This is a genomic window from Veronia nyctiphanis (assembly GCF_004116385.1).
GTDB classification, from domain to species: domain Bacteria; phylum Pseudomonadota; class Gammaproteobacteria; order Enterobacterales; family Vibrionaceae; genus Veronia; species Veronia nyctiphanis.
On sequence record NZ_PEIB01000022.1, the window covers coordinates 16287 to 30504 of the forward strand.

General features: G+C 50.2%; 6 protein-coding genes and 5 pseudogenes. 8 read left to right on the forward strand and 3 right to left on the reverse strand.

Going from position 1 to position 14218, the window contains the following annotated elements; genetic code table 11:
- Positions 1-4 precede the first annotated feature (4 nt).
- Together CS022_RS15950 and CS022_RS15955 are read left to right on the forward strand one after the other, a co-directional pair.
- Positions 5-1731: pseudogene (locus CS022_RS15950) on the forward strand (sodium:solute symporter family protein).
- A gap of 115 nt (positions 1732-1846) precedes the next feature.
- A complete protein-coding gene (locus tag CS022_RS15955; RefSeq protein ID WP_129123126.1) occupies positions 1847-2335 on the forward strand; it encodes a hypothetical protein in 489 nt (162 codons plus the stop codon).
- A 41-nt stretch (positions 2336-2376) separates the two neighbouring features.
- Here the strand turns inward: CS022_RS15955 and CS022_RS15960 are convergent, their stop codons facing one another.
- The 3 genes and pseudogenes from CS022_RS15960 to CS022_RS15970 all read right to left on the reverse strand — a co-directional run bounded on the left by CS022_RS15960 (position 2377) and on the right by CS022_RS15970 (position 7328).
- On the reverse strand, positions 2377-2595 hold the full coding sequence (locus CS022_RS15960) for a hypothetical protein (RefSeq protein WP_129123127.1): 219 nt from the start codon (positions 2593-2595) through the stop codon (positions 2377-2379).
- Position 2596: 1 nt separating this feature from the next.
- Positions 2597-6048, reverse strand: a pseudogene (locus tag CS022_RS15965) (PAS domain-containing hybrid sensor histidine kinase/response regulator).
- Between the two features lie 101 nt (positions 6049-6149).
- Positions 6150-7328, reverse strand: a complete 1179-nt coding sequence (locus CS022_RS15970; protein WP_235869562.1) for a 3-phenylpropionate MFS transporter — start codon at positions 7326-7328, stop codon at positions 6150-6152.
- A 421-nt stretch (positions 7329-7749) separates the two neighbouring features.
- Here CS022_RS15970 and acs point away from each other — a divergent pair.
- The 6 genes and pseudogenes from acs (at position 7750) to panF (ending at position 14218) form a co-directional block, all read left to right on the forward strand.
- Positions 7750-9698 (forward strand): annotated as a pseudogene (gene acs, locus CS022_RS15975) (acetate--CoA ligase).
- Between the two features lie 352 nt (positions 9699-10050).
- The gene (gene aroQ / locus CS022_RS15980; protein ID WP_129123128.1) at positions 10051-10506 is read left to right on the forward strand and encodes a type II 3-dehydroquinate dehydratase; all 456 of its coding nucleotides are present in this window, start codon (positions 10051-10053) and stop codon (positions 10504-10506) included.
- A gap of 25 nt (positions 10507-10531) precedes the next feature.
- Positions 10532-10987: an acetyl-CoA carboxylase biotin carboxyl carrier protein gene (gene accB / locus CS022_RS15985; RefSeq protein WP_129123129.1), complete on the forward strand. Its 456-nt coding sequence runs from the start codon at positions 10532-10534 to the stop codon at positions 10985-10987.
- A gap of 12 nt (positions 10988-10999) precedes the next feature.
- Positions 11000-12342 (forward strand): annotated as a pseudogene (accC, locus tag CS022_RS15990) (acetyl-CoA carboxylase biotin carboxylase subunit).
- 171 nt (positions 12343-12513) lie between these two features.
- Positions 12514-12777 carry a YhdT family protein gene (locus CS022_RS15995; protein WP_129123130.1) on the forward strand — a complete coding sequence of 88 codons (264 nt, stop codon included), beginning with the start codon at positions 12514-12516 and terminating at the stop codon, positions 12775-12777.
- Between the two features lie 5 nt (positions 12778-12782).
- Positions 12783-14218 (forward strand): annotated as a pseudogene (gene panF / locus CS022_RS16000) (sodium/pantothenate symporter).

A 14218-nucleotide genomic window follows, 5' to 3' on the forward strand; every position in this document is an offset into this window, starting at 1 on the left:
TAAGATGGATCTAAAAACAATTACCTACTTGTGGTTGGCGCAACATTTGCTCTCTACATAGGTATCGCTATCTGGGCAAGAGCCGGAACGACAAAAGAGTTTTATGTCGCCGGTGGCGGTGTAAACCCGATTGCTAACGGTATGGCAACCGCTGCGGACTGGATGTCTGCTGCTTCATTTATCTCAATGGCAGGTCTGATTGCTTTCATGGGGTACGGTGGCTCTGTATTCCTGATGGGCTGGACAGGCGGCTATGTCTTACTTGCACTCCTTCTCGCACCCTATCTTCGCAAGTTCGGCAAATTCACCGTTCCTGAGTTTGTTGGTGAACGCTTTTACTCCAATACCGCAAGGGTCGTTGCCGTTGCCTGTCTGATCATCGCCTCGGTCACCTATGTTATCGGGCAAATGAAAGGTGTCGGCGTGGCATTTGGTCGCTTCCTCGAAGTTGACTACGCAGACGGTCTTTACATTGGTATGACGATTGTATTCATTTACGCTGTACTGGGCGGAATGAAAGGGATCACCTACACCCAGATTGCGCAATATTGTGTATTAATTCTGGCATACACTATCCCTGCGGTTTTCATCTCGCTGCAACTGACAGGTAACCCGTTCCCGCAGCTCGGTCTCGGCAGCACCATGGTGGGCACCGATCAGTACCTGCTCGACAGGCTGGATCAGGTGGTCACAGAAATTGGGTTTACCGAATACACCACCGCCGTTCGTGGCGACACACTCAATATGTTTGTCTACACCATGTCGCTGATGATTGGTACGGCAGGCCTGCCACACGTCATTATCCGTTTCTTCACCGTGCCTAAGGTTCGTGATGCAAGAAGTTCAGCGGGTTGGGCATTGGTGTTCATTGCCATTCTCTACACAACGGCACCAGCTGTTGCAGCCATGGCACGACTGAATCTGATGGATACGGTAAACCCACCATCGGGTCAGAGCCTTGCTTATGACGAGCGTCCGGTATGGTTCAAAAACTGGGAGAAAACTGGCTTATTGGGCTTTGAAGACAAAAACGGTGATGGCCGCATTCAGTACACGCCGAGCAACGAAACCAATGAGCTGAAAGTTGACCGTGACATCATGGTACTGGCGAACCCGGAAATCGCGAACCTTCCAAACTGGGTGATTGCGCTGGTTGCCGCAGGCGGACTGGCTGCTGCACTGTCAACGGCAGCAGGCTTGTTGCTGGCGATATCATCCGCGGTCTCACATGACCTGATTAAAGGTGTGATTAACCCGAATATTTCCGAGAAAAATGAGCTGTTGGCCAGCCGACTCTCCATGGTTGTGGCTATCGGTGTCGCCGGATATCTGGGACTTAATCCGCCCGGTTTCGCGGCCGGAACGGTGGCACTCGCCTTTGGTCTTGCAGCCTCATCCATCTTCCCTGCATTGATGATGGGCATATTCAGCAAGAACATAAACAAAGAAGGCGCCATTGCCGGGATGATTGCAGGTATCAGTATCACCCTGTTCTATGTATTCCAGCACAAAGGCATTCTGTTTGTGTCTGACTGGAAATATCTGGAAAGCTGGGGCTCGAACTGGTTCTTCGGTATCGAACCGAATGCCTTCGGCGCGATCGGTGCAGTGTTTAACTTTGCTGTTGCCTTTGGCGTATCGAAAGTGACGGGCGAAACACCGCAGGAAGTGAAAGATCTGGTCGAGCACGTCAGGGTTCCTGCTGGCGCGGGCGAAGCGGGTGCTCACTAAGAAATGAGGGTTGAACCTGCTCACGTAACAATGAAAAAGCCCCACACCGGGGCTTTTTTTATCAACGGCCTGAGTTAGGCTTTAATCATAGAAAGGGATAGCATCAGAAGTCACTATGTTTACTAATAAGCACGTTGTTTTGGCGATGATTGTCGCCCCAATACTCGCCATCATCGCCTATTTCGGTATTGATGCCGCACTCAGTGAAAAGCCAATGGTCGCGGAAAAAGGAGAAACCTATCAGCTGGCCGCGCGCTCTAACTGCCGATACACCAGTGGCCTGTGTTCTTTAGAAAACGGCGACTTTAAACTAAAGCTCAAATCTGAATCACTGACAGAGACCACGCTATCGCTGACACTCACCTCCGAGTTCCCGTTACAGGGCGCAAGAATGTCACTCGGTGAGTCTGAAAGTGCTGAGCCAATTGCCATGTCGTCGACAGATAATAATGGAATGGAATGGGCCATCGAGATGCCCGCACCTCAAGGGCCAGAAAGCATGGTGAGATTAGTAGTGAAATCGAATGACAGTCTCTACTACGGGGAATCAGAAACTACGTTTGTTGAATACAAGACCTTCTTTACGGAAAGTCAGGACAAATAAACAGTCACAACAAACACGATGTGAACTAAAAAAACAGGCTATCAAGCGGTCAGCAAGTACTCGCGGACCGCAGCCATGACCGCGACAATTTGATTTTCATATTCCTGTTCTGTCAGCCAAAAGCTGATATCAGACCAACCATCAGTACCCATTCGATCAAGCTCTGTCAGTTCCATCTCATTGCTTACAGGGTTCCACTGCCCCGCTACACGCATCAGGCCATACTCAGTATCCAGACGCGGAATTGCAAACGGCTCCATCTTACTTCACTCCTCGTTGAATCAGGGATCGTAACTTCAGTGGCTTAACCGGTTTACTCACATGGCTATAGCCTCAGCTTTGATCTGTTCACGTACTTCGGGGCTTTTATCTGCAGTGACAATAGCACCTATAAACGTATCACCGATACGTTGTCGGCAGGTTTGGAGGATATCAAGCCCCGTGAGCGATTTTGCTATGTGATAATCACTCAGTACTACAGTAGGCTGCCACCCTGTCCCCAACACACGCTCGATTTCATCAAGGCTGTCGGCAAGTTTGACGTCACACTCCCAGCGCGAGAGTAAACTCTGCATACCTGCCAGTATTTCTCTCTCGTTATCGATACACAGCACTCTAACATCACGCAGCGGGGCTATACCTGTATCGTTGCTTGGAACATAGGAAGATGCCGCGTTTTGGTTAGGCGTGAAGTCGTCAAGTTTCGGTGTACGAATGGCGAAAACTGTACCTTGCCCGTACCACGATTTTAGTGTCAACGGATGATCGAGAATCTGGCTGATACCCTTCGCAATAGCGAGCCCGAGACCAAGGCCAAGCTCCGCCCCCTCATGATCAATGCGGGTAAATTCATCGAAAATATCTTGCTGTCTGTCAGACGGGATACCAGGGCCGTTATCCCACACTTCAATCTGACAAGACTCACCAACACGCCGAACACCCAGCACCACCTTTCCTTCCGGATTATAGCGAAACGCATTGGTCAAAAAGTTCTGTAATACCCTGCGCAATAAACGTTTGTCTGAACGCACCAAAAGGCTCGTGGTCACGACCCGAAAGTCGACACCCTGTTTTTTGGCAATCACGCCGAATTCAGCCTCAAGTGTCGAGAACACATCATCCAGTGCGAATTCACGTATCCGGGTATTAATCTTGCCCGATTCCAGACGGGAGATATCCAGTAAATCCCCAATCAAATCTTCGGCAGCGCCCAGCGCACTGTGAATATGATTCGAAATTTTGCTGACTTCACCACCCGGTGCCATTTCCTCTAAAGAAGAGGCAAAGAGTCTCGCCGCATTCAACGGTTGCATCAGATCATGACTCACAGCGGCAAGCAACTGGCTCTTTGAGTTCGAGGCTTTTTCTGCTTTTTGTGTGGCGTTGACCAACTGGGTGTTGAGCAACTCCAGTTCACGGGTTCGCTCAGTGACGCGCGCTTCCAAGTCTTCATTTGACGCTTTCAGCGCTTTTTCTGCGTCTCGGAAGGCGGTGATATCGGCAAAGCTCATCACAAAACCACCGCTTGGCATTGGGTTTCCTTGCACTTCAATGACTTTGCCATCTTTGTGCACCCGCGACGACGTATGCGGAGAGCCTTCCCTCAGAAACACCACCCGTTTCGCAACATGTTCCTCAATGTCACCCGGGCCGCAAAGCCCACGCTCCGCGTTATAGCGAATAACATCCGCAATCGGCCGTCCGACCTGAATAAAGTCACGGGGAAACCGGAAAAGCTCGATGTAGCGTTGGTTCCAAGCCACCAGCCGAAGCTGCTTATCAACCACCGAAATCCCCTGACTGATATGCTCTATCGCCCCTTGCAGTAATCCTCGGTTGAAATCAAAAAACTCTGAAGCCTCATCGACAATAGTGGCGATTTCCTCCAACTGCATATTTCGGCCCTGAAGGGCCGATGAAAGGACCAGTTTCGCCGACGATGCACCAAACACCCCTGCCAATACTCGCTCAGTATGGCGAATCAAACTCGATTTAGCTTGCCCGGTCGGATTGAGTACTTCGCCCCGTGTTCGGGCATAGCTATCCATACTGGTTCTCATTCGCTTGCGCCCAACAAAGCGCGACGCCAGCTCTTCAAGCTCGGCAACTGTGACACGGCTGTAGTACAGGCTGCTGTCATCCTCTTCAGGGATGGGATTCCCCACGAAGTTACTGGCTTGAAGCCTCTCTGCCAGAGAAGGGCGGCTTGCCAGTGACACAACAAAGATGCACACCGCGTTGGCCATCACGCTTAACAACATTCCCCAATCAGCCAAACTCAACTCGCGAAGAAGCGGCACTTCAGGCGGTGTCAGCAGCCAAAGAATAAGGTTGGTTTCTGAACTGCCAGCCATCATGCCGGTCTGTTCCATCAAGGTCATTAACCAGATCGTGAAGCCAACAAAAAGCCCGGCATACACCCCTTTTTTGTTGGCCTGACGCCAGTAAATACCTGCAACTAACGGTGGCGAAAATTGTGCAACCGCCGAAAAAGACAAAAAGCCAATCGCAGACAATGAGGGCACGTTGAGGATCAACTGATAAAAGCCCCATGCCCCCAATAGCAATAGGGCAATCAAGCCACGCCGGACGTTCAGAAGTAAATCAGAAAGCTCAACGAAACTTCGATTTTCGACCCGCATTCGGCGAAGCAACATGGGTAACACCAGATCATTTGAGACCATGGTCGCCAGCGCCGTGGTCGATACAATCACCATACCGCTCGCTGCTGACACACCGCCAATAAACGCTAGTGTTGCAATGAAGGTATTTCCCTCCGACAGCGGCAGGGCAAGAACATAGGTATCGGCTGAAACATCCGGTGCCAGCATGGCCTGCCCGGCATAGGCGATCGGCAAAACAAAGATTCCCATTAACAGCAGGTAGATAGGGAAAACGCGTCGGGCGGTATGCAGGTCTTCAATGTGGGTATTTTCAACCACCATGGTATGAAACTGGCGGGGCAGACAAAATATCGCTGCCATGGTCAGAATCGTCTGAATGATCAGGCTACCCCACTGCGGCTCACCGACAACGTTCGTATCAGTCAGCGATGGCAATGTTTTATCGGTTTCAAATAACAGGTCAACAACAAAAAAGCCCACCAGCATAAAGGCGAGCAGTTTAACGATCGATTCAAAGGCAATCGCCATCATCAAACCACGATGATGCTCTGTTGAATCGATATGACGACTGCCGAACAGCACGGTAAAAATGGCCAGTGAGACACACACCAACCAGGCGACCTTAGACTCATTCATTGTCTCGAAGGTATCGGGTGACAAAACGCCTAAACCCATGGTGATACCACGAAGCTGCAGCGCGATATAAGGCAAGATACCAATCACTGCAATCAGGGTGATCACTACCGCTAACCCCTGCGACTTGCCATAACGGGCCGCAATAAAATCAGCAATAGAGGTAATGTGCTCGCGTTTGGAAATCAGAATAATCCGGGCCAGAAAACGCCAGCCGACGGTAAAGACCAAAATCGGCGCGAGGTATATCGGGAGGAAAGACCAGGGCTCGCTCGATGCCTGACCAACAGTGCCAAAAAAGGTCCAAGAGGTGCAGTAGACAGCAATAGACAGGCTATATATCCAGGGACGCCATCCAGACAACCATTCAGAGCGTTTGTCACCGTACCAGGCGATAGCAAAAAGTACCCCCAGATACACAAGCGATACGACGACAATCATCCATCCCTGAAACATAATACCTTCCCTGACAACACGTTATAACGTCTGTTTATCACTTAGCTTCAGTAAGCTCAACGCTCCCTTGTTTGTTTACCTATCAACGTGACGCACTTCCATTACTGCTTCTTCTCCGTTTTCATTGTCTTGTCATTTAACGTCGACGCACTGAACAACAGAACAACAGCGGCGAGAACGCCGGTGCCAGCCATGACAAAAAATGCCTGTCCTAATAAAGCATCATAAAGCGGACCGCTTGCCATCGTCATAACAGCCAACACCGCACCCATTGGGATAGCGCTATACAGTGCCTGCAAGGCCAACACCTTTTCCGTAGGTTGTTGACGGATAAACTGCATCGCAGCCAGATGAGTAACACCAAAGGTGATGCCATGTAGCGACTGTGCTGCGAATAGCCAGAGTATATCGGTCGTCATCGCCGTCATTAGCCATCGAATTGTGACAGCCAGAATCGACAACCACAAAAGACCGACAATTGACCAATCGCGAAAAAGCCGCTGACTGAAAGCAAAAATAATAATCTCGACACCAACGCCAATACTCCACAGATAACTGACTGTCGACTCACTCATACCAGCCGACCCCCAGTAAATTGCACTGAATGCATAATAGGTGGCGTGACTGCCGTGAATAAGCGACAAGATCGCCATCAGAAGTAACACTCGCTTTTCTAACAGCACCTGTCTGAGCTTTGGTCTCGGTGTTGATGCTTGGTTACTCGTCACCGGAAGGGTCTGAGGCGTGACCATCACCCAGCATGAGGCTACCACCAGCGCCACCACCGCAAGAGGAACAATCACACCCGGACCATGTTGGTCTGCCAGCAGACCTGCTGATGTTGTGCCAAGAATAAATGCTGCCGACCCCCAAAGTCGGACTTTGCCGTAATCAAGCAAGCCTGCCCGGCCATAGTGGCTGGCAATGGTATCGGTGACCGGAAAAGAAGGGCCAAGCATGGCGTTGACCAAGACTGACAGCAACAGCAGCCAGCCAAGATCAGGGCCAGCAGTCAAGTGCCATGCAGCAAAAACCGTGCTGCCAATGGTAATCACACGCAGCATTGGAATCAGTTGGCTGTGATGGTGGAAGCGGGGTAACACGAAAAGATTCACGATGCAGCGAGTCACAACACCCGCACCAATTACCAGCCCAATCTTATCTGCAGACAAGCCCAGCCAGTGCATCCAAACGGCCCAGAAGGGGACGTAAATACCAAACACAAAGTAAAAACTGCCGTAGTAACAGGACAGCCATGTCATCGGAGATGGGGAAATCAAACTACACCCAGAAGATTATTGCCGTCCCATCAGTTTGGCCGTTCAGTCGCAATTTATCCGTCTTTTTTACACAACTAACACCCAGTACTTAGAGGTCACTTTGGCGTCATCATTTCTTTAGCCTTCATAACTGGTCACCACTTATGACTAAAGCAGCAGAAAGGTAGTCATTCCCTTTTTTCAAAGTACATGTAAATCAATAACAAATGAGAGAAACGGGAGATAGCCTAATTGTCGTACGAGTATTTGTCAGAAGTGTGGATATAGCCCGTTACCTCATCCTAAAGTCTAATTGCCGCGTATTCGCACTTATTGGAAGTTAGATAGACTAGGCCAGCGTTTACTTTTTCTACACTAAATCTAACTGGTCAACTCAAATCGAAGTGTCACGCATCCTGCAGGAACACAAGGAGAATTAAAGATGAGTGAGATCCACCTGCATCCGGTTATGCCAGAGATCGAGCTAATGCACACGCAGACAACGCCAAATATCTCGAGATGTACGAGCATTCAGTGAAAGATCCGGAAGCATTCTGGTCTGAACATGGTCATATCGTCGACTGGATTGAGCCCTTTACTCAAGTCAAAAATACCAGCTATGCCCCGGGTAACGTGAGCATCAAATGGTTTGAAGACGGAAAGCTTAATGTCTCCGCAAACTGTATCGACCGTCACCTTGAAACCAAAGGTGATCAGGTTGCGCTGATCTGGGAAGGTGACAACCCTGAAGACGACTCAACCCTTACTTACAAAGAGCTTCACGCAGAAGTCAGCCGTTTCTCAAATGCACTGAAAGCACAAGGCGTTAAAAAAGGCGATGTGGTTTGTCTTTATATGCCAATGGTATTGGAAGCTGCTATCGCGATGCTGGCATGTACCCGAGTAGGTGCCGTACATACCGTTGTCTTCGGTGGCTTCTCTCCAGAAGCACTGGCCGGTCGTATTGTCGACTCCAACGCCAAAATCGTGATCACTGCTGATGAAGGCGTTCGTGGTGGACGCTCTGTCCCGTTGAAAGCCAACGTTGATGCCGCATTAGATAACCCTTCAGTTAAAAATATCGAAAAAGTAATCGTTTATCGTCGCACTGGCGGTGATGTTACTTGGAACAATGAGCGCGATGTTTGGTGGCATGACGCCACGGCTGATGTTTCTGACCACTGTGACCCTGAGCCAATGAACGCAGAAGATCCGTTGTTCATTCTTTATACCTCTGGCTCAACAGGGACACCAAAAGGAGTGCTTCACACCACAGGTGGCTATCTGGTTTACGCGACCATGACCTTCAAATATGTCTTCGACTATCAAGAAGGTGAAGTATTCTGGTGTACCGCGGATGTAGGCTGGATCACTGGCCACAGCTACCTGATCTACGGACCGCTTGCCAACGGTGCTAAAACTATCGTGTTCGAAGGTGTACCTAACTATCCAACGACAGCGCGTATGAGTGAAGTCGTAGACAAACACCAGGTCAACATCCTTTACACCGCACCGACCGCTATCCGCGCATTGATGGCAAAAGGTGACGAAGCAGTACAGGGAACCAAACGTGATTCTCTCCGCGTGATGGGCTCGGTAGGTGAACCTATCAACCCTGAAGCATGGGAATGGTATTACAAAACGATTGGTGATTCGCGCTGCCCTATCGTTGATACTTGGTGGCAAACAGAAACCGGTGGCATCCTGATCACCCCTCTGCCAGGTGCAACGCAACTGAAAGCAGGCTCAGCAACGCGTCCATTCTTCGGTGTACAACCTGCACTGGTTGATAACATGGGTAACATCATTGAAGGTGCCACAGAAGGTAACCTCGTGATGCTGGATGCATGGCCGGGTCAGATGCGTACCGTTTATGGTGACCACGAGCGCTTCGAACAAACCTATTTCTCGACGTTCAAGAACATGTATTTCACTGGCGACGGTGCGCGCCGTGACGAAGACGGTTACTACTGGATCACAGGCCGTGTTGATGACGTACTGAACGTTTCCGGTCACCGTATGGGTACCGCAGAGATTGAGTCAGCGCTGGTTGCGTTTGACAAGATTGCCGAAGCCGCCATCGTCGGTGTACCGCACGATATCAAAGGTCAGGCGATTTACGCCTATATCACCCTGAATGCAGGTGAAGTACCGAGTGCAGAACTTCATAAAGAAGTGAAAGACTGGGTACGCAAGGAAATTGGCCCCATCGCAACGCCAGATTTCATGCACTGGACTGATGCGCTGCCGAAGACCCGCTCAGGTAAAATTATGCGCCGTATTCTGCGTAAGATTGCCACGGGTGACACAGGTAGCCTCGGTGATACCTCGACACTGGCAGACCCGAGTGTTGTCGACAAACTTATTGCTGAAAAAGAAAACCTAAGCTAACCGCTTAGATCTTTATCTCAATCTCCAAAGGCCGCAGATGCGGCCTTTTTTATTCATCTTGAGTAATAATCCAGACAGCCATATTATGTGATTCGGTTAACGTTGTGATAACAAAAAACACGGTTAATCGGACCTTTTTATCCTTTGAGGACTCTACTTTTCTAAGTCACCGTTACGCAGTAATGAGAAATATCTGGAGATTAGACCAGTATTTTGCTGCCATTTGTTGTGAATTCACTATAATTGGCGGTTAGAAAAGAAAACACACTCCCGCACTCGTGCGTCACACTCGAAATGGACGTTCGTGAATTTTGATGAAGATTCACAGCAATAAAAGGAAAAGTTAGACAATATGGCAACAAATCACCGCATCTTGCTGCTCAATGGCCCTAACCTTAACCTGCTGGGTACCCGGGAGCCCGGTCATTATGGTCAACTCAGCCTCGACCAGATTGTGACCAACCTGACCACTCAGGCCAACGGCCTTGGCATTACCCTCGAACACGTGCAGTCAAACTCTGAAGCCACACTGATAGACACCATTCATCAGGCCTACGGCAAAGTGGACTTCATCATTATTAATCCGGCTGCCTATACCCACACCAGCGTCGCACTACGCGATGCCCTTCTGGGAGTGAGCATACCGTTTATCGAGGTGCACTTATCTAACGTTCATGCCCGTGAGCCCTTCCGTCATCACTCTTACTTCTCAGATAAAGCAGAAGGCGTGATTTGTGGACTTGGCCCATCCGGGTATGAATTCGCACTAATGGCGGCAGCGAGAAAGCTGCAATCAGACGCCAAATGAAAACAAATTAGAAGAGAACAACACCATGGATATTCGTAAGATCAAGAAGCTTATTGAACTGGTTGAAGAGTCAGGCATTGCCGAGCTGGAAATTGCTGAAGGCGAGGAGTCAGTGCGTATCAGCCGTGCCACTGCACCGATTGCCACCGTTGCCGCAGCACCTGTCGCTGCTGTAGCCGCGCCTGCTCCTGTTGCCGCTGCTGCGCCTGCTGCTGAAGCTGCGCCAGCACCTGCTGCGGAAGATGCGGGTCATAAAGTTCTGTCGCCGATGGTAGGTACTTTCTACCGTTCACCAAGCCCTGAAGCCAAAGCTTTTGTTGAGATTGGCCAGTCAGTAAGTGAAGGCGACACACTGTGTATCGTTGAAGCAATGAAAATGATGAACCAGATCCAGGCTGACAAATCAGGTAAGGTCAAAGCTATCCTGTGTGAAGACGGCCAGGCTGTAGAATTTGATGAACCTCTGATCATTATCGAATAACCGAGGGTACCCATGTTAGACAAAATTGTGATTGCAAACCGAGGTGAAATTGCACTGAGGTTTTGCGCGCATGTAAAGAGCTGGGTATTAAAACGGTAGCGGTGCACTCCACTGCTGACCGTGACCTTAAGCACGTGCTGCTGGCAGACGAAACTATCTGTATTGGTCCAGCCCCAAGCCCACAAAGCTACCTGAACATTCCGCGCATTATCAGTGCAGCGGAAGTCACAGGTGCAGTGGCTATTCACCCTGGCTATGGTTTCTTGTCAGAAAATGCTGACTTCGCTGAGCAGGTTGAACAGTCTGGCTTCATTTTTGTTGGCCCTAAAGCCGAGACCATCCGTGTTATGGGTGACAAGGTGTCAGCGATCAACGCGATGAAGAAAGCCGGTGTCCCTTGTGTACCGGGTTCAGACGGCCCACTTGACGACGATGAGTCGAAGAACAAAGCCTTCGCAAAACGCATCGGATATCCCGTGATCATCAAAGCCTCTGGTGGTGGTGGTGGCCGCGGTATGCGTGTTGTGCGCTCTGAAGCTGAACTGACCGAAGCCATTGCAATGACCCGCGCTGAAGCGAAAGCGGCCTTCAACAATGACATGGTTTACATGGAGAAATTCCTTGAAAACCCGCGTCACATTGAAGTTCAGATTTTGGCTGATGGCCAGGGCGGTGCTATTCACCTTGGTGAACGTGACTGTTCAATGCAGCGCCGTCACCAGAAGGTTGTGGAAGAAGCACCTGCGCCGGGCATTACCGCAGAAATGCGTAAATACATCGGTGAACGCTGCTGCCGTGCCTGTCTTGAAATTGGCTACCGCGGTGCGGGTACTTTCGAGTTCCTGTACGAAAACGGTGAGTTCTACTTCATTGAGATGAACACCCGTATTCAGGTTGAGCACCCAGTGACCGAGATGGTGACGGGCGTAGACTTGATCAAAGAGCAACTGCGCATTGCAGCGGGTCAGCCACTGTCATTCACGCAAGATGATATTCAAATCCGTGGTCATGCTGTGGAATGTCGTATCAATGCCGAAGACCCTGTTCGCTTCCTACCAAGTCCGGGTACCATAGATCGTTTCCACTCTCCGGGTGGCATGGGCGTTCGTTGGGAGTCACATGTGTACACAGGCTACACAGTGCCACCGCATTACGATTCCATGATCGGTAAGCTGATTTGTTTCGGTGAGAACCGTGACGTGGCGATTGCCCGCATGCGTAATGCTTTGGGTGAAATCATCATTGACGGGATCAAAACTAACATCCCGCTCCAGCTGGAAATCATGAAAGATGAAAACTTCCAGCATGGTGGTGCTAACATCCACTATCTGGAGAAAAAGCTGGGCTTACAATAAGTAACCCTGCATTAACAAAAAGGTCGCAATTGCGGCCTTTCTTTGTATTTAAAGAACGAAAATCCCCTCTTATGCTTCGATATTCACTTTTGCCACAATAGCGCCCCTTTTAATTCTCTACACTGAAAACGCCAGAAATGGCGACATCAACACAAGCAGTGGAACCTCTCAATGAACACGCTTCGTTCGCGATACCGACAGGCTCACAAAGAAGCCCACTGGTCGATTGGGCTGGCCATCGCCTATTTTATTTGGTGGTATGCCTCCGCCTACCTCTTCACACCTTCTCACACCGACGATACCGCACTGCTCCTCGGTTTACCCCTATGGTTTGTCTTCGCTTGTGTGATTGGGCCGCTCGTATTTACTATTTTCTGTGGCCTGATGGTGAAGTTTGTCTTCAAAGACATGTCGCTGGATGTGGCATCAAGGTAACAAGGATGAACCTTGAGTTACTGTTACCTCTCACGATGTATCTTGCCGCTGTATTTGCGCTGGCTCTTTTCAGCAAGCAAAAGCCCGCCAAAAGTGACGGCTTTCTCAGTGATTATCTCCTGGGTGGCCGCAGTATGGGCGGCAATGACGCTCGCAGCCACCTACGCCAGTGCCAGCTCCTTTATCGGCGGTCCGGTTGCTGCCTACAAAATGGGGCTGGGATGGGTGCTACTTGCGATGATCCAATTGCCCGCCGCTTGGCTGACACTTGGGGTACTCGGTAAGAAATTCGCCATTGAAGCCCGTCGCCATGGCGCACTAACGCTTAATGACATGTTGTACGCCCGTTATAAAAACCGCGCCGTCGTGATCTTAGCGTCGCTGTCGTTACTCATGGCATTCTTCGGCATCATGGTCGTGCAATTTGTCGGTGGCGCGCGCTTACTGGAAACCGTGACGGGCCTCAGTTACCAACAAGGACTCACCATTTTTGCATAGACTGTTGGCCTCTATACCACCATTGGAGGATTTCGTGCCGTGGTCATGACAGATGCTCTGCAAGGCGTAATGATGATATTGGCACCATTGCGTTGCTGACAGGCATTATTCACGCCGGAGGTGGGCTTGGGGAGATGATCCAAGCACTCAAAGACATTGACCAGGCACTCATCACGCCTTATGGACCGAACAATTTTCTTAGCCAGCCTTTCATGTTGAGTTTCTGGGTACTGGTGTGTTTTGGTGTTATCGGACTGCCTCATGCAGCCATTCGCTGCATATCCTACAAAGACAGTCAGTCTTTGCACCGCGCTATGGTTATCGGTACCGCGGTGATGGCTTTTCCGATGCTGGGAATGCATATGGCGGGAGCACTAGGCCGGGCCATTATCCCAGATATCAGCAGCCCGATAAGATTATGCCCACACTGATGGTCACCGTCTTGCCACCAGCCGTTGCCGGTATTTTCCTCGCAGGCCCCATGGCAGCCATCATGTCGACGATAGACTCGCAGCTCATTAAGGCCTCCGCCACCATGCTGAAAGACCTGTATCTCAACTACATCAACCCAGCCGACGCCGATTTCGACGCCGTCGAGAAAAAGCTTCCTACGTTATCACTGTGGGTAACGGGCATCTTTTCAGCGCTGGTGTTTGTTGCTGCCATCCATCCCCCCGACATGATTATTTGGCTCAACCTTGTCGCGTTTGGTGGCTTGCAGGCCGTTTTTCTCTGGCCGTTAGTGCTCGGCCTTTACTGGAACCATGCCACTGCCGAAGGCGCTATCGCCTCTATGGTGTGTGGTGCAGGAAGCTACCTTCTGTTGGCGGTGACAAAGCCTGATATGGGCGACATGCAGGCTATAGTGCCGTCACTGATCATCGGATTGCTGGCATTTTTCTACGTCAGTCAATGTCAAAAGTACCGTGTAAAACACCGCTAA